This window comes from Rhizobium sp. 3T7 (genome assembly GCF_020166565.1).
Lineage (GTDB): Bacteria > Pseudomonadota > Alphaproteobacteria > Rhizobiales > Rhizobiaceae > Rhizobium.
In genome coordinates this window covers 207,543-232,080 of record NZ_JAIQXS010000009.1, presented here as the reverse complement: position 1 = coordinate 232,080, position 24,538 = coordinate 207,543, and the positions used below count along the sequence as shown (strand labels likewise).

Annotated in this window: 19 protein-coding genes and 1 pseudogene; 8 read left to right on the top strand and 12 right to left on the bottom strand. The window is 61.5% G+C overall.

What is annotated here, in order from left to right; all coding sequences use genetic code 11:
- Positions 1-70 precede the first annotated feature (70 nt).
- From K9B32_RS15715 to rpsU (K9B32_RS15700), 4 genes are all read right to left on the bottom strand, one after another.
- Complete coding sequence (locus K9B32_RS15715; RefSeq protein WP_224563606.1) at positions 71-1,729, bottom strand: sensor histidine kinase; 1,659 nt, start codon at positions 1,727-1,729, stop codon at positions 71-73.
- Between the two features lie 222 nt (positions 1,730-1,951).
- The gene (locus K9B32_RS15710; RefSeq protein WP_224563604.1) at positions 1,952-3,016 is read right to left on the bottom strand and encodes an NAD(P)/FAD-dependent oxidoreductase; all 1,065 of its coding nucleotides are present in this window, start codon (positions 3,014-3,016) and stop codon (positions 1,952-1,954) included.
- A gap of 21 nt (positions 3,017-3,037) precedes the next feature.
- A complete protein-coding gene (locus K9B32_RS15705) occupies positions 3,038-3,901 on the bottom strand; it encodes a tetratricopeptide repeat protein (protein WP_007797686.1) in 864 nt (287 codons plus the stop codon).
- Between the two features lie 131 nt (positions 3,902-4,032).
- On the bottom strand, positions 4,033-4,245 hold the full coding sequence (rpsU, locus tag K9B32_RS15700) for a 30S ribosomal protein S21 (RefSeq protein WP_003585885.1): 213 nt from the start codon (positions 4,243-4,245) through the stop codon (positions 4,033-4,035).
- A 445-nt stretch (positions 4,246-4,690) separates the two neighbouring features.
- Here rpsU (K9B32_RS15700) and K9B32_RS15695 point away from each other — a divergent pair, with 445 nt between their 5' ends.
- From K9B32_RS15695 to K9B32_RS15685, 3 genes are all read left to right on the top strand, one after another.
- Entirely contained in the window at positions 4,691-4,900 is a 210-nt protein-coding gene (locus tag K9B32_RS15695) for a cold-shock protein (protein ID WP_007797690.1), read from the top strand.
- Between the two features lie 455 nt (positions 4,901-5,355).
- A complete protein-coding gene (rpsU, locus tag K9B32_RS15690) occupies positions 5,356-5,595 on the top strand; it encodes a 30S ribosomal protein S21 (RefSeq protein WP_007527643.1) in 240 nt (79 codons plus the stop codon).
- Positions 5,596-5,634: 39 nt separating this feature from the next.
- The gene (locus tag K9B32_RS15685; RefSeq protein ID WP_224563602.1) at positions 5,635-5,862 is read left to right on the top strand and encodes a hypothetical protein; all 228 of its coding nucleotides are present in this window, start codon (positions 5,635-5,637) and stop codon (positions 5,860-5,862) included.
- Positions 5,863-6,011: 149 nt separating this feature from the next.
- Here the strand turns inward: K9B32_RS15685 and K9B32_RS15680 are convergent.
- Positions 6,012-6,774: pseudogene (locus tag K9B32_RS15680) on the bottom strand (DUF1254 domain-containing protein); the annotation flags it as partial.
- Positions 6,775-7,061: 287 nt separating this feature from the next.
- Between K9B32_RS15680 and K9B32_RS15675 the strand changes: the two are divergent.
- The 5 genes from K9B32_RS15675 (at position 7,062) to K9B32_RS15655 (ending at position 12,750) form a co-directional block, all read left to right on the top strand.
- Positions 7,062-8,315: a sarcosine oxidase subunit beta family protein gene (locus K9B32_RS15675; RefSeq protein ID WP_224563601.1), complete on the top strand. Its 1,254-nt coding sequence runs from the start codon at positions 7,062-7,064 to the stop codon at positions 8,313-8,315.
- 12 nt (positions 8,316-8,327) lie between these two features.
- Positions 8,328-8,669, top strand: a complete 342-nt coding sequence (locus K9B32_RS15670) for a sarcosine oxidase subunit delta (RefSeq protein WP_224563599.1) — start codon at positions 8,328-8,330, stop codon at positions 8,667-8,669.
- Positions 8,666-11,659 (top strand): sarcosine oxidase subunit alpha, encoded by a 2,994-nt coding sequence (locus K9B32_RS15665; protein WP_224563597.1) that lies wholly within the window; start codon positions 8,666-8,668, stop codon positions 11,657-11,659. Before K9B32_RS15670 ends, K9B32_RS15665 begins: the two co-directional genes overlap by 4 nt.
- The gene (locus tag K9B32_RS15660) at positions 11,652-12,200 is read left to right on the top strand and encodes a sarcosine oxidase subunit gamma (RefSeq protein WP_224563595.1); all 549 of its coding nucleotides are present in this window, start codon (positions 11,652-11,654) and stop codon (positions 12,198-12,200) included. The genes K9B32_RS15665 and K9B32_RS15660 overlap by 8 nt, the downstream gene beginning before the upstream one ends.
- Positions 12,201-12,354: 154 nt before the next feature.
- Complete coding sequence (locus K9B32_RS15655) at positions 12,355-12,750, top strand: VOC family protein (RefSeq protein WP_224563593.1); 396 nt, start codon at positions 12,355-12,357, stop codon at positions 12,748-12,750.
- 42 nt (positions 12,751-12,792) lie between these two features.
- On the opposite strand, the gene K9B32_RS15650 is transcribed toward K9B32_RS15655, so the two are convergent.
- From K9B32_RS15650 to K9B32_RS15620, 7 genes are all read right to left on the bottom strand, one after another.
- Complete coding sequence (locus K9B32_RS15650) at positions 12,793-13,278, bottom strand: MaoC family dehydratase (RefSeq protein WP_224563590.1); 486 nt, start codon at positions 13,276-13,278, stop codon at positions 12,793-12,795.
- Between the two features lie 87 nt (positions 13,279-13,365).
- Positions 13,366-15,333 carry a glycogen debranching protein GlgX gene (glgX, locus tag K9B32_RS15645; protein WP_224563587.1) on the bottom strand — a complete coding sequence of 656 codons (1,968 nt, stop codon included), beginning with the start codon at positions 15,331-15,333 and terminating at the stop codon, positions 13,366-13,368.
- Positions 15,334-15,343: 10 nt separating this feature from the next.
- Positions 15,344-16,975 carry an alpha-D-glucose phosphate-specific phosphoglucomutase gene (locus tag K9B32_RS15640; protein ID WP_224563585.1) on the bottom strand — a complete coding sequence of 544 codons (1,632 nt, stop codon included), beginning with the start codon at positions 16,973-16,975 and terminating at the stop codon, positions 15,344-15,346.
- Positions 16,976-16,981: 6 nt separating this feature from the next.
- The gene (gene glgA / locus K9B32_RS15635; protein ID WP_224563583.1) at positions 16,982-18,424 is read right to left on the bottom strand and encodes a glycogen synthase GlgA; all 1,443 of its coding nucleotides are present in this window, start codon (positions 18,422-18,424) and stop codon (positions 16,982-16,984) included.
- 3 nt (positions 18,425-18,427) lie between these two features.
- Positions 18,428-19,690, bottom strand: coding sequence for a glucose-1-phosphate adenylyltransferase (gene glgC, locus K9B32_RS15630; RefSeq protein WP_224563581.1), 1,263 nt, complete (start codon positions 19,688-19,690; stop codon positions 18,428-18,430).
- A gap of 20 nt (positions 19,691-19,710) precedes the next feature.
- On the bottom strand, positions 19,711-21,918 hold the full coding sequence (gene glgB, locus K9B32_RS15625) for a 1,4-alpha-glucan branching protein GlgB (RefSeq protein ID WP_224563579.1): 2,208 nt from the start codon (positions 21,916-21,918) through the stop codon (positions 19,711-19,713).
- Positions 21,915-24,377 carry a glycogen/starch/alpha-glucan phosphorylase gene (locus K9B32_RS15620; RefSeq protein ID WP_224563577.1) on the bottom strand — a complete coding sequence of 821 codons (2,463 nt, stop codon included), beginning with the start codon at positions 24,375-24,377 and terminating at the stop codon, positions 21,915-21,917. The genes glgB and K9B32_RS15620 overlap by 4 nt, the downstream gene beginning before the upstream one ends.
- Between the last annotated feature and the right edge of the window lie 161 nt (positions 24,378-24,538).

The following is a 24,538-nucleotide window of genomic DNA, read 5'->3' as shown; positions in this document are numbered from 1 at the left end:
GGCCTCTTTCATGCCACCTCCTTTCGAGTAGCCTGTCCGAAACGAACGTTCAGCGGGATTGTTCCGTGGCCTATGCACGCTCCAAAGTGCGGCGAGGGGCCGTCAACGCCCAGTAAAAGCCTTCCGGCCGGAAGGCGATTTCGACGGTGCCACCAAAAGCGGCGGCGGCGTGGTTCTTGATGATCGTCGTACCAAAGCCTGAGTTCTCTGGCGCCTGCGCGGGCGGACCGTCACGCTCCTCCCATGTGAAACGAAGCATGGGTTCGCTACGCTCTTCGTCCCGCACGTTCTGCCAGCTCAGCAGAACACGGCCATGTGGCACGGAAAGGGCACCGTATTTCACCGAATTCGTTGCCAGCTCATGCAGAACGAGGCCGAGGTTTTGCACCACCTCGGGCCTCAGCGTGAAATCCTTGCCCGATATCTCGGCCTGCTCGGCAGCCTGCGGAAAACTCTTGAAGTGGATGTCGATCACCCGCCGCAGCGATGCGCCTGCCCATTGCTCGCTGGTGAGCAGATCGATCGAGCGTGAAAGGCCTTCGAGGCGATCGACTACCGCTGCCTGGTATGCCTCGACACTGTCGGCGCGCTTGGCGACCTGGCGCATCATCGCCTGCACCAGGGTCAGCAGGTTCTTGGTGCGGTGCACGAGTTCGTTCATCACGAAGTGCAGGCGGTCCTCGGTCTGGCTCCGGTCGAAAGAGGCATTGGAGAGCGCGACCGCGACCTGGTTGGCCTCGATAACGCTGGTCTCGATCGGCGCCACGATGTGGCCTTCGCCCATGCGATTGGCCATGTCGGCGATCGCGCGGATCGTCGTGCGGACCTGGCGCGCCACCACATAGGCAGCCAGAATCGCGACAAGCATCAGCGCCAGGCCGCCGATGACCAGAAAGCGCCATGTCGTCAGTATCGACGCCTGCGCAGTGGCGACGGGTCCCCAGATCACCGCCTTCCAGGACCAGCCCGGAATCTGTGCATAGCCCAACATTGCCCTCGGCAGGACCTGCCTATCTTCGTAGACGCCGCTGGAATTGACCAGCGACGGCAGGATGCTCGGATTGAAAGGTTGGCCGAAGCCGATATTCGTGGCGCCGGCGGAGGCCACAACATGGCCGCTCTGATCGATGACCGCGGCGGACCAATCGTTCGGCAGGCCTTCCGTGGTGACAAGCCTCGCAAGGTCCCTGGCGTTCTGCGTGATGATCAACGCCCTGACCTTGCCAGGCCGCATCGGCATGGTGACGTTGTAGACGAATTCGCCGCTCGTTCGCCCCATGAAGACATCCGAGGCTTCGATCCTGCCGGATTTGATAGCCGCTTCGACAGACGGGAGATTGCCAGCCTTGCCAAGAGGTTCGCCATAGTCCCGGCGGGTGTTCAGGAGCTGCTGCCCGTTTTCGTCGATGGCGATGACATAGAGATTATCTGCCCGCAGGGATGTTTCGGTGCGCGCGTGGAAGGCAGCGAAGTCGTTGCTCTCCAGTTCCGGTGAATTCGACAGCAACCTTAAAGTTGTAGCCATGTCCTGAAGCTGGCGATCGATGGACCGGGCGAGAGCGGTGGCATCCTGCGCTGTTTCACGCTTCAAAATCGAGCGCTGGTTGTCTTCCAGCTGCGCCAACAAAAGTGCCACGAGGGCGAAAATCGGCAGAGCCGTCGCAAGCGCCATCGCGATCAGGTAAGTCCCGATCGACGCCTTCGGAAAGAAGCGGAAGCGGCCTTTCATGAGCCTATACTGCGCTGGTTTACGCAGCCGAAAACGCCGGCGCGCCCGCCGCTTACGGGCATGAAAGCAAAAAACTGGATCACCGCAATTGCCCTCAACGCGCCCCGGCTCTCCTGATAGCCTGCTATCGAAACGACTGCATGTTAGGGACAGGTGTTGCTCGTTGCAACACACTAAAACATGCCGCCCGGCAATTCGCAAATTTTTGTTCGATTTGTGGTTTCAGCCAAATCTTCCGAGGCGGAAGCAAGCGAGAGATGGATCCGCATCACCCGAAAGAATCTCGTTAGACGCGAGTAGACCGACGAGCGGCGCCAGCGTCACCCCGGAGTGCATCACGGCAATATAAAGGCCGCTCTGGCCGCAATTGCCGATGATCGGGAAGCCGTCCTTGGGTGTCGGACGGTAGCCAACGGTGAAGAATTCCATGCTCAGCCGGTCGCTCTGCGTCAGGCTGTCCTTCATCTTCGCAAAGAGTGCCGAGGCCGTCGCGCCCTGGTCGGCGCCCGGATCGGTGCCGCCGAAATCGGAGCCGGCGATGATGCGGCCGTCGGCCGTCTGGCGCATATGGAGGTCGGTCGCCATCACGAGGCCGTTCAGCCGCTTCTCGAATGGACGGGAGTGGACGATCAAGCCGGGCGGCGCCTCCAGGGGAAGTGTGACGCCGACGGAGGCAGCGAGGGGCGCACTGCCGGCGCCGGCCGCCAGGACAACATGGTCGGCGCCGATAATACCGGCCGAGGATACGACCCCGGAAATCCGTTCGCCACTGCGAATAAAACCATCGACGGCAGCGTTGACGAACGTGGCCCCTCTGGCTTCCGCATCGGCGAGCAGCAGCCGCGCTGCCGCCACCGGCTCAACCGCGCCTTCCTCCGCGACCAAGAGCGCAGAATCAGGCAGCTGTTTCAGGTAAGGCTCGCGGGCCGCAGTTGCTGCGCGGTCCAGCTGTTCGATGCCATAGCCCCACGACGCATGCTCGACGGCAAACGCCTCGAGCCGATCGGGCGGCAAATCCCAGCAGATGCCGCCGCACCAGGACAGCGGCAATCCGGGGAGCTCGCGGGCCAAGCGCTTCCATTCGGCCATGGAGCGGCGGCGAAAGTGAAAATAGAGTTCCGGGTTGCCCCAGCTCGCATTGATCCAGGCAAAGGAATTGGTGGTGGCTACACCGCCGATGTCCTCGGCAACGACAGTGACGGCGGCGCCGTCACGCGCCAGGTGCCAAGCGATGGAGGCACCGACAATGCCGGAACCGACGACGACCACATGTTGTTTGCCTGTCATCGTCGGTCTCCTGCTTATACCTTAGCCGGTCGTCGCTGCGCCCACGCGGGCGAGGCCGTCCTTCGCCGGCTGGTACTTCGGATCGAGACCGATCGCATGACGGTAGGAGCGGGCTGCCTTGTCCTTTTCGCCGCGACGCTCATAAACCAGCGCCTGATTGGCCCAGGATTCGGCGACATTCCCGTTGAGCTCGATCGCGTGATTGAAGTCGGCAAATGCGTTGTCGTCGTCGTTCAACGCGATGTAGGAGATGCCGCGACCATTGTAGGGTTCCGGCGCGTTCGGCGAGAGCGAGATCGCCTTCGAAAAGTCGTCGATCGCCTTGTCCTGCTGATTGCGCTTCTGATAGATCAGGCCGCGATTGTGATAGGCGCGGCCATCGGTCGTGCCGTTCTGGATCGCCTTGTTGAAATCGTTGAAGGCAGCATCGTCCTGGCCGGCGGTGCGGTAGACGTTGCCGCGGCCGATCAGCGCCACGTCGTAATTCGGGTTGATCTGCAGCGCGGTGCTGTAGTCCTGAATCGCCTGTTGCTGCTGGCCCATGTTGCGGTAGACCAGCGCGCGGTTGGCGTAGGCCTGGTAGAAACGCGGGTTGAGCTGTAACGCCGTATTGAAGTCGTTCAACGCTTGGCGGAAATCGCCGCCGCGGCCATAGGCGGAGCCGCGAACGTTGTAGCCTTCCGGATCCTTCGGATTGGCATTGATCACAGAGGTCAGCGAGGCGATGTTTTCCTGCGAGCCCTGCGCCTTATCGATGCGGATGATGGCATCGGACGTGTTGCTTGTCGTGCAGCCAGCAAGGCCTAGCGCGGTGACGATTGCGAAAACCGGTAGAACAGCGATTTTCGGCGAACGCAGAGAGCGGGTCTTGGTGATGTCAGCCATGCGGGCTCGTTTTCCCCCAGTGCAGCCGGTCCGTTTCAAGGACGGGCTTCAGCAGCAATTAAAAAGGCGGCGGCGAATAGATCGCCCCCGCCAACATGCATCTGAAAACGTCGAAATAACGACAGCTACGCTTAGCGTGCGACGAGACCTTCGCGCTGTGCCCGCTTGCGAGCCAGCTTGCGAACACGACGAACGGCTTCGGCCTTCTCGCGAGCGCGCTTCTGCGACGGCTTTTCGTAGTAGTCGCGCATCTTCATTTCGCGGAAAATACCTTCGCGCTGCATCTTCTTCTTAAGAGCGCGGAGAGCCTGATCGACATTGTTATCGCGGACAAGTACCTGCACGAGAATCACGTTCCTTCGGTTTGGTTGGTGCCGGCGTCGGCAAGGCGCCAGAGGCAAAAAATATACGGTTCGCGCGGCCGGAGCCTTGCGATTGAGGATGCGGATAGCAGAATGGCGGGTGGAAGTCCATATGCTCTCGCGGTTCTTGCCGTAAAAAACCGCGGCTTGTCCCCAGCCCCGCCCTTATTTGAGACCACACAAGGCCGCTATCCAGCATAGCTGGGTGTCCCTGACGCCTCGCGGATTGGCGTTGGCCGACCAGCCTGAACCCAAATAGCCCGCTTCCTTGCCTTGTTTATTCCGCAGTTTGCGTTATATCTAAGTCATCGACTGTTGGTTGTGACCTTTGTCAAAGAGCGCGAAGCTCCGTCAGATTTCCTCTCAAAATCGATCTTAGCCTTGTGAATAGACGCATGGCAGTAACGACCATTGAAAGGAGATCGTTATGAATTCAGGTACCGTTAAGTGGTTCAACAGCACCAAGGGCTTCGGCTTCATTCAGCCGGATGACGGAAGCACGGACGTTTTCGTTCATATTTCTGCGGTTGAACGTGCTGGTCTGGGCAATTTGTCCGATGGCCAGAAGATCACCTATGATCTGGTTCGCGACAAGAAGTCCGGCAAGAATTCTGCCGACAACCTGCGAGCAGCCTAATCTCATTCGGCCCAGCTGACCACGGATGTACTGGCAGCTGAGAGCCTGATGGCGAAGGTCGGGGTTAAACCCGGCCTTTTATGCTTTTTGACGATCAAGACAGTTCGGTGAGACCAATGGCACGAATGCCAAGATACGCTGTCGGCGACAGCATCGTTCTGAAAGACGGTTTCGTTCGTACCGAAGAGGCGAGCAGGACCTGTAAGATTGCGGCGATTCTTCCGTCTGACGGCAGCCGCCCGCAGTATCGTGTTCGATTCGAGACCGAAAACTTCGATCGGCGCATTCTTGAGAGCGATATCGACGTGAGCCAGTCGGCATCGCCGACGCCGAGAGTTGACGCGGCTGCTGATATCCAGGGCGGATCCTGGTTGAAAACTTCAAGCATTAGGGTGCGGAAGTAGTTTCCACTCTGACCAACCGGCAAACGAGTTTGCCGCATGAAAGGAAAGAATTTGCAGGTTCTCGTTCGAGACAACAATGTCGACCAGGCCCTCCGTGTCCTGAAGAAGAAGATGCAGCGCGAAGGTCTGTTCCGCGAGTTCAAGGCGCGCAGCGCCTATGAAAAGCCATCCGAGAAACGTGTCCGCGAAAAGGCCGAGGCAGTTCGCCGCCAGCGCAAGCTTGCGCGCAAGAAGCTTCAGCGCGAAGGTCTCCTTCCGGCCCCGAAGAAGGCAGTCCGTCCGGCCCGCTGAACTACCATCGGGCAGGCTCCGTCTAGATAGAGAGAGCAGATGACTTCAAAAGACGAATTCTTCAATCCGGCCAAGCTCTCCCCGCGCGATAAGGCGGCTGCCACCGATACGACAGCAAAAGCGATCATCACGGCAGAGGCCGCGGCGCGCGAAAAGAAGACGGAGAAGCTGAGGGCGCTGCGCTTGCAGCAAGAAGCCGAAGCGCCAACGCCCGCCGCCCCTGCCAAGAAGCGGCGGACTGCGCCCAAGTCGGCTCCATCCTCCTAGGAGCCTCGCGCCAGTGCGCGCGAGGGCTTTCTTGGCCTGATGGAATAGAGCCAGCCTCTCAGTCTGGTGGGCAGTCCACTCGGATCGTTTGAGGCAGGTGCGAAAGCGTCACTGCGCCGTGACCTGTTGGAGCGTTGGCACACCATTTCCACGACGGGCGGGTTCCATTTTCCTGTCAGCGCTTCACTTTTCGGCCCGTAAAGGCGCATGGTCAGGTTGAACGGCCCTGCGGGTGCCGGTAGCCAGTTCGCTTCTTTTCCCTCGCCCGGGCTCCTGTTCTGGAAGTAGGATCAAGCGACCCGTCCGCATTGTAGGCGAACGGCATCCAGCTGCTGACGGCAAACCGGTTCAGGCTGTTGGCGACCTGGAATCCCTCTGGATCGTAAAGCGTGACGGACCAGAACGCCTTGACTGGTGGCAGGCTCTCTTTGTCGAAGTGAATCTTATAGCTGCTCGCCCCGTTTAGCGGATTTCCTTTCTCGTCGCCGAGGTTGAGCGGATAGATCGCGTCCTCCGGCAGGTTTGCGCCAAGCCCGAGCTGCGCGACATCGCCCGTTTCAAGTAGTAATTGCCGTAGGCACCCATGGTGTCGGTGTTCATCGACCAGTTGTTGGCCACGCGAGCAAGCGTTGCGATTTTCCAGTCCATCAGCTTTTGAGCTTCGGCCGGAACATCTTTCAAGGCCTCGGCGATGTCGGGCGCGACCTTGCTTTTATCGAAGCTTTCGCCCGGCTCTATCCCGATCCGCTTCATCCGGCTTATGATCGGCTGGTCGGTGGCGTGCGGCTTCAGCAGTTCCGTTGCGTAGGCGAAGAAGTCCTCTGCCGCCATCCCGTCGACTGTCTTCTTTGGCGGAGTTTTCATATCGATGTCTGGATCGATCGTGACCTTGGCCGGCTCGGCCGTCTCCCCTCAACGCGCAAAGAGCGCTTGCGCAGCGCGTGAACTATGCGCTCAAAAATTGTAAGCGCCAATACTCTAAAATAAGAAGGATGGAGAGACCGGAAGCCGACGCAGGCCGGTCCGACTTTTCCCGCTGGTGTTTACCCGCCGCGAAGAGACTACGCGATCTCATTCATTCTTGCTGTGTGTCAAAACAAAAGCCGCTTCGCGTCGCAAAAGAAACGTTGTGCCGCATTTGGATTTGCGATTTGTATGGCCGACGAGAAGGGACCTTTCCCCGAAGGAGATGAAGGCGGATGCGCAGATACTCGGTTTTTGCCGTGGCACGGGAGGCCTTGCGAGGCCACAAGGGCTGGGAGAAGCAATGGACTTCGCCGGAGCCGCGCGCCGAATACGACGTCATCATCATCGGCGGCGGTGGGCACGGTCTGGGTGCGGCCTATTATCTCGCCAAGGAGCACGGCATCACCAATGTCGCGGTCCTCGAAAAGGGCTGGCTCGGCGGTGGTAACACCGGTCGCAACACGACCATCATCCGCTCGAACTATCTCTACGAAGAGAGCATGCATATCTACGAGCATTCGATGAAGCTCTGGGAGAACCTGTCGCAGGATCTCAACTACAATGTCATGTATTCGCCGCGCGGCGTGATGATGCTGTCGCACAATGTGCATGACCAACAGTCCTTCAAGCGCCATATCCATGCCAACCGCCTCTACGGTATCGACAACGAGTGGCTGACGCCGGAGCAGGCCAAGGCCTATTGTCCGCCGCTCGATATCTCTGCCAGCGCCCGCTATCCGATCAATGGCGCTGCCCTGCAGCGTCGCGGCGGCACGGCGCGTCACGATGCGGTTGCCTGGGGCTATGCCCGTGCGGCGTCCGATCGCGGCGTCCACATCATCCAGAACTGCGAAGTGACCGGCATCCGCCGCGGCCCGGACGGGCGCGTCACGGGTGTCGAGACGAACCGCGGGTTCATCGGCGCCAAGAAGGTCGGTGTTTCGGCGGCCGGCCACACGACGACGGTCATGAAGATGGCCGACGTGCGCGTGCCGCTGCAATCGAGCCCGCTGCAGGCGCTGGTGTCCGAGCCGCTGAAGCCGATCTTCCCCTGCGTGGTTATGTCCAACACGGTGCATGCCTACATCTCGCAGTCCGACAAGGGCGAGCTCGTCATCGGCGCCGGCACCGACCAGTACAATTCGTACAGCCAGACCGGCGGTCTGCAGATCATTACGCACACACTCGATGCGATCTGCGAGCTGTTCCCGATGTTCCGCCGCGTCAAGATGATGCGCCAGTGGGGCGGCATCGTCGACAACACGCCGGACCGTTCGGCGATCCAGTCGAAGACGCCGGTTGCGGGGCTCTACGTTAACTGCGGCTGGGGCACCGGCGGCTTCAAGGCGACGCCGGGTTCGGCCAATCTCTTCGCGCATCTGATCGCGCGCGACGAGGTGCACAAGTTCAATGCCGGCCTGACGCTGGACCGTTTCCGCACTGGCCGTCTCATCGACGAAGCCGCCGCTGCCGCTGTCGCCCACTGACACGAGGACACCATGCTTCTTATCTACTGCCCATACTGTCAGGAAGAGCGCTCCGAGCTCGAATTCCGTGGCGCCGGCGATGCCCATATCGCTCGCCCGACCGACATTGCTTCCATCTCCGATGAGGCGTTCGAGGAATATTTCTTCCTGCGCGACAACCCGAAGGGGCTGATCTTCGAACGCTGGCGCCACCAGCACGGATGCGGCCGCTTCTTCAACGCGGCGCGCGACACGATCAGCGACAAGTTCATCATGACCTACAAGGCAGGCGAGCCGAAGCCCGCGATCGGCGAAGCCGCCGTTCCACACGCTCCCGTCGAGACCTACGAAGCGCTCGAAGGAGAAGCACAATGAGCGGCACGAACCGTATTGCAGGCAAGGGCCGCCTGACGCCTGCCAGAACTGCGCGCTTTACCTTCGATGGCAAGAGCTACACGGCGCTCGAGGGCGATACCGTCGCCTCGGCGCTGATTGCCAACAACATCCATCTGGTCGCCCGCTCGTTCAAGTATCACCGCCCGCGCGGCATTCTCTCGGCCGGCGCCGAAGAGCCGAACGCGCTGATCGACGTTGCGCGCGACAGCGCCCGTAAGCAGCCGAACGTGCGCGCCACGGTGCAGGAAGTCTTCGACGGCATGATCGTCGAATCCCAGAACCGCTTCCCGTCGCTGTCCTTCGATATCGGCGGCATCAACAATCTGCTGTCGCCCTTCTTCGCGGCGGGCTTCTACTACAAGACCTTCATGTGGCCGAAGGCGGCCTGGAAGCATGTCTATGAGCCGATGATCCGTCGCGCAGCCGGTCTCGGCGTGGCCCCCAAGGAAGCCGATCCGGATCACTATGCCAGCCGCTACGCGCATTGCGACGTGCTGGTCGTCGGTGCCGGCGTCGCCGGTCTTTCGGCGGCCCTTGCTGCGGCTCATGCCGGTGCCAAGGTGATCCTCTGCGACGAACAGGCGGAAGCCGGCGGTGCGCTGCGTTTCGACAGCGGCGTCAAGATCGATGGTCTCGGCGGCTATGAGTGGGCGCAGAAGACCGTTGCCAGCCTGAAGGCAATGGACAACGTGCAGGTTCTCACCCGCACCACCGCTTTCGGCTATTACAATCACAACTTCGTCGGTCTCGCAGAGCGCGTTACCGACCATGTGGCAAACCCGAGCCGACACCTGCCGCGCGAGCGTCTGTGGCAGCTGCGCGCCAAGCGTGTCATCCTCGCCAACGGCGCGATCGAGCGCCATATGGTGTTCCCGAACAACGACCGTCCGGGCATCATGTTGGCCTCGGCCGCGCGCATGTATCTCAACCAGTACGGCGTCGCCGTCGGCCAGAAAGTCGGCGTCTACACGGCGCACGACTCTGCCTACGAGGCCGCCTTCGACCTGAAACGCGCCGGTGTCGAGATCGCCGCGATCGTCGATTGCCGGCAGACGCCGGGTGCCGTCGTTCTGGCGGAAGCCCGCTCGCTGGGTATCGACGTACTCGCCGGTCAATCGGTCGTCAACACCTCGGGCAAGCTGCGCATTTCGTCCATGACAGTTGCCCGCAACGGCGGCGGCTCTCCACGCAAGATCGCGGTCGATGCGCTGCTGGTCTCGGCCGGCTGGACGCCTTCAGTGCACCTGTTCTCGCAGTCGCGCGGCAAGGTGAAGTTTGAGCCGGAAACGCAGCGCTTCCTGCCCGGCACCTATGCGCAGGATTGTCTCTCCGTTGGCGCCTGCAACGGCACGGATGATCTGCAGCAGACGATCGAGGAATCGCTTGCCGCGGGTGAACTGATGGCCCAGGCGGTCGGCAAACCATCCGGCGGCAAGATCGCCATCACCGCCGAGCAGGCGCATCAGTGGACTGGCGGCATGATCGGCGCCGCCGAAGGGGCGGGTCCGGAGACCAGCACCAAGGCGTTCATCGATTTCCAGCACGACGTCTGTGCCAAGGATATCCGCCTTGCCGTGCGCGAAGGCATGCACTCGATCGAGCATATCAAGCGCTTCACCACGAACGGCATGGCGTCGGATCAGGGCAAGCTCTCCAACATGCATGGTCTGGCGATTGCCGCCGAAATGCTGGGCAAGGAGATCCCACAGGTCGGTCTGACGACCTTCCGTGCGCCCTACACGCCGGTCACCTACGGTACGCTGATCGCGCATTCGCGCGGCGAGCTGTTCGACCCGGCGCGCAAGACGCCGTTGCACCAGTGGGAAGAAGCGCAAGGTGCAGTGTTCGAGGATGTCGGCAACTGGAAGCGCGCCTGGTTCTATCCGCGCGCCGGTGAGACGATGCATCAGGCGGTCGCCCGTGAATGCAAGACGGCGCGCGATGTCGCCGGCGTGTTCGATGCTTCGACGCTCGGCAAGATCGAAGTCGTCGGCCCCGACGCCGCCGAGTTCATGAACCTCATGTACACCAACGCCTGGGACACACTGAAGCCCGGCAAGTGCCGCTACGGCATCATGACCCGCGAAGATGGCTTCGTTTACGACGACGGCGTCGTCGGGCGTCTGGCTGACGATCGCTTCCATGTGACGACGACGACCGGCGGTGCGCCGCGCGTTCTTCACCACATGGAAGACTATCTGCAGACGGAATTTCCGCATCTCAAGGTATGGCTGACTTCGGTGACCGAACAATGGGCGGTCATTGCCGTGCAGGGGCCGAAGGCACGCGAGATCATTGCCCCGCTGGTCGAGGGCGTCGATATTTCCAACGAAGCCTTCCCGCATATGAGCGTTGCCGAGTGCACGGTCATGGGCGTGCCGGCGCGTCTGTTCCGCGTGTCGTTCACCGGCGAGGTCGGCTTCGAAATCAACGTGCCGGCCGACTACGGCCAATCGGTGCTGGAAGCGGTCTGGGCCAATGCAGAGCCGCTCGGCGCCTGCGTCTACGGTACTGAAACGATGCACGTTCTTCGTGCCGAGAAGGGCTATATCATCGTCGGACAGGACACGGACGGTACCGTCACGCCTCACGATGCCGGTCTTTCCTGGGCGGTTTCCAAGAAGAAGACGGATTTCGTGGGCATTCGCGGGCTGAAGCGACCGGATTTGGTGAAGGAAGGCCGCAAGCAGCTCGTCGGTCTCGTCACCAAGGATCCCAATCTGGTGCTCGAAGAGGGTGCGCAGATCGTCGCCAACCCGAACGAGCCGAAGCCGATGACGATGCTCGGCCATGTGACCTCGTCCTACTGGTCGGAAAATCTTGGACGATCGATCGCCTTTGCGCTGGTCGCCGATGGCCGCAAACGGACGGGCGAAACGCTCTATGTGCCGATGCCTGACAAGACGATCGCCGTCGAGGTGACTGATATGGTGTTCTTTGACAAGGAAGGAGGCCGCATCAATGGCTGATATGGCAGTTCGCAGATCCGCTCTTTCCGGCCAGCATGGCGGCTCGGCCACGGTACGGCTGACGCCAGCCCCGGCGGCAAGCCGCGTGGCGCTTCGCGCGCCGGCGGAGTCGCTCAAAGCTCTTTCCTCCGCGCTTGGTGTCACGGTGCCGGCTTCCCCGAAAACCTCCGGTCGCAAGGGTGGTCGTGCCGCCCTCTGGCTCGGCCCGGATGAATGGCTTGTCATCGACGAATCCGGGGCAGACCTGATGGGTGCGCTCGCCAAGTCGGGCGTGCTGCATTCGGCCACCGACGTCTCGCATCGAAACGTCGCGATTATCGTCTCCGGCCCCGGGGCGGAAGCGACGATCTCTGCGGGCTGCCCGCAGGATCTGTCGCTCGAGGTCTTCCCGGTCGGCGCCTGCTCGCGCACGCTGTTCGGAAAGGCCGAGATCGTGCTCTTCCGCACCGAGGACGATACATTCCGAGTCGAATGCTGGCGTTCGTTTGCGGATTTCGTATTCGGCCTGCTGGCCGAGGGCGCCGAAGACGCGGCGCATTAAGCGCTGCTAACTTGCAATGCCCGGCCGGGGATGGTGCTCTTGTGCCGTCCCCGATCGGCTTGAAGTTGTATGACGGCTGTCATTCGTGTCATCATCCACCGGGTGCGCGCGGTCCGTTTCGAAGCGGCGTCGCAACGAGTGGGGGATGTCTTCGATGATGCTGCATCACGTTTCCATTGTCGCCATGGATCTCGACCGTTCGGTCGCGTTCTATCGCAATGTCTTCGGTCTCAAGCAAATCGAGAGGCCACCTTTCAGTAGTGTTGGAGCGTGGTTCGCCTGCGGGGCGTTGCAGGTCCACATCATTGTCAATCCGGCCGGAACCTTCCGGCGTGCGGCGACCATAGACACGACCGACGGACATTTCGCGTTCCGTACCGATGATTTCGAGGGATGTATCCGGGGGCTGATTGCGAAGGGTTTTCGCGAGGATGCTCCAGAGGGCGATCCCTGGCGGTTGCGTGTCAGGCGCAATGGCCCGGCGGGGTTTCCACAAGCCTATCTGCTCGATCCCGATCGCAACATCGTTGAAATCAACGGCGCGCCATAGCGACGCGTCAAACACCGCCCACCAATGTCAAGAGCATAAGGTCTACGCGTCGTCCGGCCGGTCCTTGGGGTCGAACTGGATGATGGTGATCCACCGCGCGGTGAGCGCCGGCTTCTTCTCGTTCTCGATCTCGATTGTGACCTCATAGGTCGTCATCAGCATGCCAGCGCCGCGAAAGCGAGCTTCGGCGAGGACAAAGTGGCCGCGGATGCGTGCCCCCGATTTGACCGGCGAGAGGAAACGGACGTTCTCGAAGCCGTAATTGATGCCCATGGTCTGTTCGCGGACCTTCGGCAGGCCGTTGTAGTTCATCGCCGAGAGCAGCGAGAGGGTAAGAAAGCCGTGGGCGATGGTGCCGCCGAAGGGACTTGACGCAGCGCGCTCCGGATCGACGTGGATGTACTGATGGTCGCTGGTCGCATGCGCAAACGCATCGATCATCGCCTGATCGACGACAATCCAGTCCGAGAGGCCGGTTTCAGTGCCGACCAACCCACGTACATCCGCGAGCGAAATTTCCTTGGCCATTGATTCCCCATGAGAAAGCGGCTGCGCAAGCCTTACAATGGGATTGTGACGATTGCGACAAGGAATTGCAGGCGGGAGCCCGTCAGATCAACTTTCGAGATAGAAAGCGACCGAGCGGCGCGGCACGATGGCAGAAGTTGCGGATTTCTTCGGCGCATCCGGGGCAAGAAGCCGCCATGACGGCGGTCCGGGTAATGTAAAGATTTCCTCGCCGCCCGAGCGATTGAAGAGAACCGCCAGCCGCGTGGCCTTATTGGTTTGGCCATCGCGCGTCGAAAGCACCATTCCGAGCGTGGAAAAGTTCGGCGTCTCCCACTCTTGCACGCTCATCGGCTGACCGGAGGGCGAGATCCATTCGACATCGCCGTTGCCGTTGAGGAAGCCCATTTCCGAGAAGGCGGAGAAGCGCTTGCGCAGGCCGCAGATGAATGCGGTATGGGCGATAAGTTCGTCGTCGAGCGCTGCCCAGTCGACCCAGGTGATCTCGTTGTCCTGGCAATAGGCATTGTTGTTGCCGCGCTGAGTGCGGCCGGCTTCGTCGCCTGCCGTCAGCATGATGCTGCCGCGGGTGACAAAGAGCGTGGAGAGGAGCGCCTTCAGGTCGTCATGGCGCTTGCGAATGATATCGGGGTAGCGGGTTTCGCCCTCGACACCGTTGTTCCAGCTGTGGTTCTCGTTGTGGCCGTCGCGGTTTTGCTCACCGTTCGCCTCGTTATGCTTGCCGCTGTAGGACACGACATCCCTCAGCGTGAAGCCGTCATGGGCGGCGAGGAAGTTGACGCTGCGCGTCCCTGTCCCGGCGTTTCGGGAGAAAATATCGGAGGAGCCGGCAAGGGCGGTCGCGAGCGGGCCGGTCTTGTAGTCGTCGCCGCGCCAGTAGCACCTGACATCGTCGCGCACGCGGTCGTTCCATTCGAGGAATGGTGCCGGAAAATTGCCGAGCTGATAGCCGCCTGGGCCGATGTCCCAGGGCTCGGCGAACATTACGCGGTCCGCCAGCACATCATCGGCGAGCATCGCCGTCAACGTTTCGCCATGTGCCACGAACCCGTTTCCCGTGCGGCCAAGCACGGGGGCGAGGTCGAAGCGGAAACCGTCAATCCCTGCGCCGAGTACAAAGTGGCGTAGGCTGTCGATGATCAACTGCCTGATATAGGGATGATCGCAAGCGACGGTGTTGCCGGTTCCGGTATCGTTGACCAGTTCGCCCGGCCGACCGGGCAGGTGGCGATAGAAAGAGAGATTGTCGAGGCCGCGCAGCGACAGCGTCGTGCCGAAGCGGTCGCTTTCGCCGGTGTGGTTGAAGACGAGATCGAGGATGACGGCGATGCCTTCCGCATGGAGCGTCGCAACGGTGTCGCGTAGTTCCGCCATGCCGCCAGGGACAAGCCGCGGATCCAGCGCCATGAAGGCAATGGGGTTGTAGCCCCAGCTGTTTCGCAGGCCGAGCGGCGGCAGATGGCGCTCGTCGATCCAGGCGGTGATCGGCATGAGCTCGACGGCGTCGACGCCGATGCGCTTGAGATGGGTAATCACCGAGGGATGTGCCAAAGCCGCGACCGTGCCGCGCTGGGCTTCGGGGACATCCGGATGCAGGATGGTGAAGGGCCGGACAGCGACTTCGTAGACGAAGCCGCCCGGCTTAAAGAGGGGCTTTGCCGGTCTCACCGTGATATCGCGGGTGACGACCGCCTTCGGCACGAGATGCTGTGTCTCGGCGCCGAAGGCGCCGAGCAGGGGATCGTGGTGGAAGGGGCGATCGAGTTCCTTGGCGTAGGGATCGACCAGCAGTTTCGACGGGTCGAACCAGAGCCCGCTGTCAGGCGCATAGACGCCATCGGCGCGGTAGCCATAGCGCGCGCCTTCCTTCAATCCGTCGACGAAAAGGCGATGGACATGGTCATCGCCGCGTTCCATCGGCAGGCGGGCCAGTTCCTTGTCGTCGTCGCTGAACAGGCACAACTCGATCTGTCCGGCATTGTGCGACCAGACGGCGAAATCAACGCCGGTCTCAAAGATGCTTGCCCCGCCTTGCCCGGATTTGTTCGCCGCCATGCTGCTCCGGTCAGGTGATCACGGAGGGAGCATCGCGGCCTGTGCGGCTGCGGATATCCGCGATGGTCTCGGCGGCGGCGATAAGATCGGCGAGCGCCTGCTGCGTCTCGATGTTGTGGCGGGTGGAATCCGGTTCGTACCGCTCGAGGTAGACGCGCAAGGTGGCGCCCGATGTTCCCGTTCCCGAGAGACGGAAGACGACGCGCGAGCCGCCTTCGAAGAGGACACGAATGCCCTGATGCTCGCTGACGGACTTGTCGACCGGGTCGTGATAGGCAAAGTCATCTGCCTTTTCGACTCTCAGTGGGCCGAAGGCTTGGCCCGGCAGGGAAGCAAGCTGGCTGCGCAGGTTGGCGATCAGGCCATTTGCTGCGTCGGTATCCACGCCTTCATAGTCGTGGCGCGAATAGTAGTTGCGGCCATAGGTCTGCCAGTGCTGGGTGACAATGTCCTGGACGCTCTCGCCGCGGACGGCCAGAATGTTCAGCCACAGCAGAACCGCCCAGAGGCCGTCCTTCTCGCGCACGTGGTTGGAGCCGGTGCCGGCGCTTTCCTCGCCGCAGATCGTCGCCATCCCGGCATCGAGCAGGTTGCCGAAGAACTTCCAGCCGGTCGGCGTCTCGTACATGCCGATGCCACGGCGCTCGGCGACGCGATCGGCCGCACCAGAGGTCGGCATGGAGCGGGCGATGCCGGCGAGACCGCCGGAATAGCCGGGCGCGAGATGGGCGTTGGCCGCCAGGATCGCAAGGCTATCGGACGGCGTCACGAAGATGTCGCGGCCGATGATGAGGTTGCGGTCGCCGTCGCCATCGGATGCTGCGCCGAAATCGGGCGCATCGTCGCCCATCATCTCGTCGTAGAGTTCCTTGCAGTGAACCGGGTTCGGGTCGGGATGGTGGCCACCGAAATCGGGCAGCGGCATGAAATTGCGGACCGAGCCGGACGGGGCGCCGAGGCGGTTTTCGAAGATTTCCTTCGCATAGGGGCCGGTGACGGCGCTCATCGCATCGAAGGCGATGCGGAAGCCAAGGCTGATGAGGTTGCGGATGGCTTGGAAGTCAAACAGCTCTTCCATGAGCGCCGTGTAGTCTTCGACCGAATCGAGCACCGAGAGAATCATGCCACCAGGCAGCTCGTCCTTGCCGATGCGATCGAGGTTCACATCCGCGAAGTCGGCGATCTTGTAGGTGTCGATCACCTTGGTGCGCGCATAAATCGCGTCGGTGATCTTCTCCGGCGCCGGACCGCCGTTGCTGATATTGTACTTGATGCCGAAGTCTTCGGTGGGGCCGCCCGGGTTATGGCTGGCCGAGAGAATGATGCCGCCGAAGGCCTTGTACTTGCGGATGATGTGCGAGGCTGCCGGGGTCGACAGGATGCCGCCCTTGCCGACGATCACCTTGCCGAAGCCATTGGCGGCGGCCATCTTGATCGCCTTCTGGATGACTTCCCGGTTGTAGTAGCGTCCGTCGCCGCCGATGACAAGGCACTTGCCCTGGAACCCTTCCAGCGAATCGAAGATCGACTGGATGAAGTTCTCGGCATAGTTCGGCTGCTGGAATACCGGGACTTTCTTTCGCAGGCCCGACGTGCCCGGCTTCTGATCCTGGTAGGGCTTAGTGGATACGGATTTTATCATTTTCTCTCACTTGCCTTTGGGGGCGAGGCTTGAATAGAGGGCAGCATAGCGCTCGGCGCTCTTTTCCCACGAGACATCCGATTTCATGCCCTGCTTTTGCAATTGGGTCCAGACTTTTTGATCGGCGTAGAGATGTAGCGCGCGGCGGATGGCCTGCAACAGGCCCGATGCCGTCACAGGCGAGAATTGTATCCCGGTTGCCACTTTCGCCGCAAGAGCGGCATGGTTGGCATCGATGACGGTATCGTTCAACCCGCCGGTGCGGGCGACGATCGGCACGCAGCCATAGCGCAGGCCGTAAAGCTGCGTCAGGCCGCAGGGCTCGAAGCGCGAAGGAATGATGATGGCGTCGCAGCCAGCCTGCATGAGATGCGACATCGGCTCGTTGTAGCCGATGGAAACGCCGATCCGTCCGGGGTGGCGGGCTGCGGCGGCGAGCAGCGAACCTTCCAGCGCCGCGTCTCCAGAACCCAGAATGGCGAGCTTTCCACCCATGTCGACGATCTGATCGGCTGTGGCGGCGATGACGTCCATGCCCTTTTGCCAGGTGAGGCGGCTGATAATGCAGAAGATCGGTGCATTGTCGTTGTGCAGTCCGAAGAACTCCGCGACCGAGGTGCGGTTTTCGACGCGGCTTTTCAGTGTGGTGCCGTTGTAATGCGTGTGGACGACAGGATCGGTCGACGGGTTCCAGACGTCGGTATCGATGCCATTGACGATGCCGTGGAGCGAATCGATTCGGTTTGCGATGACACCCTGGAGGCCCATGCCGAACTCGGGGGTCAGGATCTCGCCGGCATAGGAAGGGCTGACGGTGGTGATGGCGTGGGCGGTCTGCAGGCCACCCTTTAGGAATCCGATATTGCCGTAGTATTCGATGCTTTCCGTTGCGAAGGCATGCGGCGGCAGGCGGAGGCCGGGGAAGACATCGGCGCCGAACTGTCCCTGGAAGGCGATGTTGTGGATTGTCAACACGCTCGGCAATTCCGGCGTCGGGTTGTAGCGCATGTAGACTGAGGTCATCGCCGACTGCCAATCATGCGTATGCACGAGGTCGGGTCGCCAGCCCGGCATCAATCCCGCAGCAATCTCGGCGCCGGCAAGGGAAAGCGCTGCGAAGCGGCGCCAGTTGTCGGGGTAGTCCCTGCCGGTCGCATCGAGATAGGGACCGCCGGCGCGGTCGTAATAGGCGGGCGCATCGAGCACGAGGATATCGATCCCCTCGTGCTCCACTTCCAGGACCGTCGCAGGCTCGCCGAGCAGATCATCGAACTGAAGCCGGGCGACGGGATTGCGGATCGCCTTCATGACGGCAGGATAGCCCGGCATGAGGGTCTTGGTTTCGACGCCGAAACGCTTGAGGGCGATCGGCAGGGCGCCCGCCACGTCGGCGAGGCCCCCTGTCTTGATAAGTGGGAAGACCTCGGACGAAACCGAAAGAACTTTCATTGATCACAGACCCAGCTTGTCGATCATTGGCTGCGTGATGAGGCAAATTCCGCTTTCGGTTCGCCGGAAGCGCTTGGCGTCAAGAACCGGGTCCTCGCCGACGATGAGGCCTTCCGGGATGACGACGCCGTGGTCGATCACGACATTCCGGAGCTGGGCGTGCCGGCCGATCTTGACGCTCGGGAGAACCACCGCACCTTCGAGCTTGGAATAGGAGTTGGCTCGAACGCCGGTGAAGAGGAGGCTCTTGTTCAGCGTTGCGCCCGAAATGATGCAGTCGCCGGCCACGACGGACGAGGTCGCCGAACCACGGCGGTCCTCGTCGTCATGGACGAATTTTGCCGGCGGCGAGATTTCGGCGTAGGTCCAGATCGGCCAGGACTTGTCGTAGATATCCAGTTCTGGAACGATCGCGGTGAGGTCGATGTTGGCCTGCCAATAGGCATCGATCGTCCCAACGTCGCGCCAATAGGGCTCATGCTCGAAATCGGAGCGGACGCAGGATTGCGCGAAGCGATGGGCCACGGCCTTACCGTTCTTGACGATGTAGGGGATGATGTCCTTGCCGAAATCCTTGCTGGAGTTCGGGTCGGCCGCATCGCGGCGCAGCGCATCGATCAGGAACTTCGTGTGGAACACGTAGATGCCCATCGAGGCCAGCGCGAATTCCGGTTTGTCGGGAATACCCGGCGGGTCGGCAGGCTTTTCGATGAAGTCGATAATCCTGTCGTTCTGGTCAACATGCATAACGCCGAAGCCGACGGCTTCCATGCGCGGCACTTCCAGGCAGCCGATGGTGACATCGGCGCCGGAATCGACGTGCTGCTGTAGCATCCACTCGTAGTCCATCTTGTAGACGTGGTCGCCAGCGAGGATGACCATGTATTCCGGGCCGTAGGGCTCGATGATATCGATGTTCTGGTAGACCGCGTCGGCCGTGCCTTCATACCATTGCGTCTCGGAGACGCGCTGGGAGGCCGGCAGGATGTCGAAGCTTTCGTTTCGCTCGGGGCGGAAGAAGTTCCAGCCGCGCTGCATATGGCGGATCAGCGAGTGCGCCTTGTACTGGGTGGCGACGCCGATGCGGCGGATGCCCGAGTTCAGGGCGTTCGACAAGGCGAAATCGATAATGCGCGTCTTGCCGCCGAAATAGACGGCCGGCTTGGCGCGACGATCGGTGAGTTCCTTCAGGCGGCTTCCCCGACCGCCGGCAAGAACATAGGCCATTGCGTCGCGGGCAAGTGGCTGAACACGTTTTTCTACCATTTTTATCCTCCCACCAGTCTTCAGTTCTCAGGTTCAAGCATGATCGTCGCCAGCGGCGGCAAGGTGATCGACGCGGCGATGTTGCCGCCGGCGTTGACGGCCTGAACGCGGCCGCCATTGCCCTTGCCGCTGCCGCCGTAGATGTCGGCATCGGTATTCAAAATCTCGCGCCACCGTCCCTCGATCGGCAGGCGGACTGTATAGTTCTCGCGGTAAACCGGCGTCAGGTTGCAGATGACGGCGACCGGCTTTTCGCCCGGTGCCTTGCGGATCCAGGCGAAGACGGAGTTCTCGTGGTCGTCGGCGATCAGCCACTCGAAGCCATCGCCCTCGCAATCGCGGGCATGCAGCGCCGGCTTGCTGCGATAGGTAAGGTTGAGGTCGCGCACCAGCCGGCGCATGCCCTCGTGCATGCGGTACTGCAGCAGGTTCCAGTCGAGCGACTTCGCCTCGCTCCACTCGGCCCATTGCGCGAATTCCTGACCCATGAAGAGCAGCTTCTTGCCTGGGTAGCCCCACATGAAGGCGTAGTAAGCCCGCAGATTGGCGAACTTCTGCCAGTCGTCGCCCGGCATCTTGGCGATCAGCGAGCCCTTTCCGTGCACCACCTCGTCATGGGAGAGCGGCAGCACGAAGTTTTCCGAATAGGCGTAGAGCAGGCCGAAGGTCAGTTCGTTGTGATGGTGCTTGCGGTGGATCGGCTCGCGGCTCATGTAGGAGAGCGTGTCGTGCATGAAGCCCATGTTCCACTTGAAGCCGAAACCGAGGCCGCCTTCGTGCACCGGCTGCGACACTTTCGGCCAGGACGTCGACTCCTCGGCGATGGTCATAACGCCGGGATGCTCGGCGTAGATGCGGGTGTTCATGTTTTGCAGGAAGCGGACGGCCTCCAGATTCTCGTTGCCGCCGTACTCATTCGGGATCCATTCGCCGTGCTTGCGGGAATAGTCGAGGTAGAGCATCGAGGCGACGGCATCGACGCGCAGGCCGTCGAGATGGAACTTCTCGGCCCAGTAGAGTGCATTGTTGACGAGGTAGGAGATGACTTCGGTGCGGCCGAAATTGTAGATCGCGGTGTTCCAATCGGGATGGAAGCCCTTGCGCGGGTCTTCGTGCTCGTAGAGCGCCGTGCCGTCGAACCAGCCGAGGCCGTGTTCGTCGGTCGGGAAATGGGCGGGCACCCAATCGAGGATGACGCCAATGCCGACCTTGTGGCAGCCGTTGACGAAGCGCGCGAAACCCTCAGGCTCGCCGAAGCGGGCGGTCGGGGCATAGAGCCCGGTCGTCTGGTATCCCCAGGACGGGTCATAGGGGTGCTCGGTGATCGGCAGAAACTCGATGTGAGTGAAGCCCATGTCGACGCAGTAGGGGATCAGCCGGGATGCCAACTCGTCCCAGGAGAGAAACGTGCCGTCATCACGCCGCTGCCAGGAGCCGGCATGAACCTCGTAGATTGAAATCGGCTGACGACGCTTGTCGGTCTCGCTCCAGTGCTTCAGATGCGCTTCGTCGTCCCATTCCTGCAGCAGTTCGGACGCCGCGACCGAGGCCGTCTTCGGGCGCAACTCGCTGCGACGGGCAAAAGGATCGGCCTTCAGCGGCAGAAGAACGCCGTCGCGGCCGCGGATCTCGAATTTGTAGGCGACGTCCGTCGGAACATCAGGGGCGAAGATCTCCCAGATACCGGCGCCGGAGCGGAAACGCATTACATGGCGGCGGCCGTCCCAGCCGTTGAAATCACCGACGACGGAGACACGCTGGGCATTCGGCGCCCAGACCGCGAAATGAATGCCCTGTGCGCCCTCGTGCTTGATCCAGTGCGCGCCCATCTTGTCGAAGAGGCGCAGGTGGGAGCCCTCCCGCACGTAATAATCATCCATCGGTCCAAGGACCGGTCCGAAGCTGTAGGGGTCGGTCACAGCCCACTCGGCGTCCCCGCGCCGCGCGCGGTAACGCACCGGCTGCAGCTTCGTCACCGAAACCTGTCCGGCGAAAAAGCCGTCCGGATGCTGCCGACTCAGTTCCCCGATGACGCTGCCATCGAGCGCCATCGCCGTCACCTCTTCGGCACCCGGAATGAAGCAGCGGGCGACATAGGCATCGCCCGATTTGTGAACGCCGAGAACGGCGAACGGGTTGGAATGCGACCCTGCGAGGATTGCCGCTATCTCGTCTGCCGAAATCTCCCAGGGAAGTCTGACTTCAGGGGTGGCTTTCGGCGTTTTCATCCGGCTCTCCAGATTTCCTTGGCATATTGGCGTATCGTTCGGTCGGACGAGAACCAGCCCATCCGCGCCGTGTTACAGATTGCCTTCGAATTCCATGCAGATGGATCGGTCCAGAGTTGGTCGACGTCGCGCTGGGCCTGGGCATAGGCATCGAAATCGGCAGCAACCATGAACCAGTCATGCGCATAAATGCCCTCGATCAGCGCCGCGTATCGGTTTCGGTCGTCATGCGAGAAGACGCCCGAACTGATCGCCGACAATGCCTGAGACAGCTCACGCGACGCCTCGATGATGGCGCGGGGATTGTGGCCGTCGGCACGGGCGGCGGCGACTTCGTCGGCACGCAGACCGAAGATGATGATGTTGTCCTCGCCGACGTGATCGCGCATCTCGACATTGGCGCCGTCGAGCGTTCCGATGGTCAGCGCGCCGTTGAGGGCGAACTTCATGTTGCCGGTGCCGGATGCTTCCATGCCGGCCGTCGAGATCTGCTCGGACAGGTCGGCGGCGGGCACCATGACCTCGGCCAGAGAGACGTTGTAGTTCGGCACGAACACGACCTTCAGCAGCCCGCGGACGGCCGGGTCGTTGTTGATCGTGCGGGCGACGTCGTTGATCAGTTTGATGATCAGCTTGGCGTTATGATAGCTCGGCGCCGCCTTGCCGGCGAAGAGTTTGACGCGCGGCACCCAGTCCAGCTCGGGGTGCGAGCGAATCTGATCGTAGAGCGCGACGGCCTCGATGATGTTGAGCAGTTGGCGCTTGTATTCGTGGATGCGCTTGATCTGAATATCGAACATCGCCGACGGATCGAGCTTGATGCCCATGCGGCTGGCGACAAGATTGGACAAGGCCACTTTGTTGGCACGCTTAACCGCCGCAAACTTTTCCTGGAAGCTTGCATCGTTCGCGAACTTGTCGAGCGGTTTCAGCTTTTCGGCATCATCAAGGAAGTCGGCGCCGATCGCCTCGCGGATCAGCGAGGTCAGGCCGGGATTGCATTGCTGCAACCAGCGGCGCGGCGTAATGCCGTTCGTCTTGTTGTTGATGCGGTCGGGATAGAGCTTGTGCAGGTCGGCGAAGACCGTGACCTTCATCAGGTCGGTGTGCAGCGCCGAAACGCCGTTGATCGAATGGGCGCCGACGAAGGCGAGATTGCCCATGCGCACGCGCCGCTCGCCGCTTTCCTCGATCAGGGAAATCGAGCGGATCTCCGTCTCGGAGAAGGTCTTGGTCTTGCGCGCCTCGAGCAGCACCTTGGCGTTGATCGCGTAGATAATCTGCATGTGGCGGGGCAAAAGGCGCTCGAAGAGCGGAATCGGCCAGCTTTCCAGCGCTTCGGGAAGAAGCGTGTGGTTGGTATAGCCGATCGTGCCGCGGGTGATGTCCCAGGCCTGGTCGAAGTCGAGGCCGTGAACATCGCACAACAGGCGCATCAGTTCGGCGACGGAAACGGCCGGATGTGTATCGTTGAGCTGGATCGCAACCTTGTCGGGCAGCGACGTGAAGTCGTCATACTGCTGCAGGTGACGGCGCAGAATGTCCTGCAGCGATGCGGAGGAGAAGAAGAACTCCTGGCGCAGGCGCAGCTCCTGACCGGCCGGCGTCGCATCGGCCGGATAGAGAACGCGAGTCAGGCTTTCTGCCTTGTTGCTTTCGCGCAGCGCGCCGATGTGATCCCCGGCGTTGAAGGCATCGAGCAGGATCGGGTCGATCGGCTGGGCAGACCAGAGGCGCAGCGTGTTGACGCGCTTGCCGCGCCAGCCAACGACAGGCGTGTCGAAGGCCGCGGCAATGACGCGCTCGGCCGGTTTCCACACATAGCGCGGCTCGCCCTCGGGGTTGCTGACGACATCCACCGTGCCGCCGAAGCCGATTTCGTAAGCGCTTTCGCGACGCTCGAACTCCCAGGGATTGCCGTGCGCCAGCCAGCTCTCCGGCAGTTCAACCTGCCAGCCGTCGGCAAGCTGCTGGCGGAAGAGGCCGTGTACGTAGCGGATGCCGTAGCCATAGGCAGGCACCTCGACGGTCGCCATGCTTTCCATGAAACAGGCGGCGAGACGGCCGAGGCCGCCGTTACCGAGGGCTGCATCTGGCTCGAGGCCCGCAATGACGGAAACATCGACACCGAGCGAGGCGAGCGCGTCGCGAACCTGTTCCATGAGGCCGAGGTTCGAGATCGCATCGCGCATCAGGCGACCGATGAGGAATTCGAGCGAGAGGTAGTAAACACGCTTGTCGCCGGTCGCATAGACCTTGCGGGTCGATTCCATCCACTTGTCGATGATGCGGTCACGCACGACGAGGATGGTGGCAGTCAGCCAGTCATGAGGCTTGGCGACCTTCGCATCCTTGCCGATGCGGTAGGTCAGGCGCTCGATGATTTCTTCGGCGAGAATTTCAGGCTTGGAACTGCGGGGGGCGGGGGAAGGGATGGTCGGCTTCGAAACGGTGTTCATCGTCAGTCCTCGCCAATTCTGTTTGATTTCAGTGCGTTATGTCAATTTCAATCGGTTTACCGCGCACTAAAGACGCAGTTTATGCATCGTTACAACGCTCTTGCAACAAGGGAATTACCCAAACGAGAAAATTGACGAGGCTCGACGCTCCTCTGCGGAAA

What these genes read in the sequence shown, in the direction of transcription:
- K9B32_RS15715 (WP_224563606.1), bottom strand. Translation starts at nt 1,729, where the DNA reads ATGAAAGGCCGCTTCCGCTTCTTTCCGAAGGCGTCGATCGGGACTTAC.
- K9B32_RS15710 (WP_224563604.1), bottom strand. Translation starts at nt 3,016, where the DNA reads ATGACAGGCAAACAACATGTGGTCGTCGTCGGTTCCGGCATTGTCGGT.
- K9B32_RS15705 (WP_007797686.1), bottom strand. Translation starts at nt 3,901, where the DNA reads ATGGCTGACATCACCAAGACCCGCTCTCTGCGTTCGCCGAAAATCGCT.
- K9B32_RS15695 (WP_007797690.1), top strand. Translation starts at nt 4,691, where the DNA reads ATGAATTCAGGTACCGTTAAGTGGTTCAACAGCACCAAGGGCTTCGGC.
- K9B32_RS15685 (WP_224563602.1), top strand. Translation starts at nt 5,635, where the DNA reads ATGACTTCAAAAGACGAATTCTTCAATCCGGCCAAGCTCTCCCCGCGC.
- K9B32_RS15675 (WP_224563601.1), top strand. Translation starts at nt 7,062, where the DNA reads ATGCGCAGATACTCGGTTTTTGCCGTGGCACGGGAGGCCTTGCGAGGC.
- K9B32_RS15670 (WP_224563599.1), top strand. Translation starts at nt 8,328, where the DNA reads ATGCTTCTTATCTACTGCCCATACTGTCAGGAAGAGCGCTCCGAGCTC.
- K9B32_RS15665 (WP_224563597.1), top strand. Translation starts at nt 8,666, where the DNA reads ATGAGCGGCACGAACCGTATTGCAGGCAAGGGCCGCCTGACGCCTGCC.
- K9B32_RS15660 (WP_224563595.1), top strand. Translation starts at nt 11,652, where the DNA reads ATGGCTGATATGGCAGTTCGCAGATCCGCTCTTTCCGGCCAGCATGGC.
- K9B32_RS15655 (WP_224563593.1), top strand. Translation starts at nt 12,355, where the DNA reads ATGATGCTGCATCACGTTTCCATTGTCGCCATGGATCTCGACCGTTCG.
- K9B32_RS15650 (WP_224563590.1), bottom strand. Translation starts at nt 13,278, where the DNA reads ATGGCCAAGGAAATTTCGCTCGCGGATGTACGTGGGTTGGTCGGCACT.
- glgX (WP_224563587.1), bottom strand. Translation starts at nt 15,333, where the DNA reads ATGGCGGCGAACAAATCCGGGCAAGGCGGGGCAAGCATCTTTGAGACC.
- K9B32_RS15640 (WP_224563585.1), bottom strand. Translation starts at nt 16,975, where the DNA reads ATGATAAAATCCGTATCCACTAAGCCCTACCAGGATCAGAAGCCGGGC.
- glgA (WP_224563583.1), bottom strand. Translation starts at nt 18,424, where the DNA reads ATGAAAGTTCTTTCGGTTTCGTCCGAGGTCTTCCCACTTATCAAGACA.
- glgC (WP_224563581.1), bottom strand. Translation starts at nt 19,690, where the DNA reads ATGGTAGAAAAACGTGTTCAGCCACTTGCCCGCGACGCAATGGCCTAT.
- glgB (WP_224563579.1), bottom strand. Translation starts at nt 21,918, where the DNA reads ATGAAAACGCCGAAAGCCACCCCTGAAGTCAGACTTCCCTGGGAGATT.
- K9B32_RS15620 (WP_224563577.1), bottom strand. Translation starts at nt 24,377, where the DNA reads ATGAACACCGTTTCGAAGCCGACCATCCCTTCCCCCGCCCCCCGCAGT.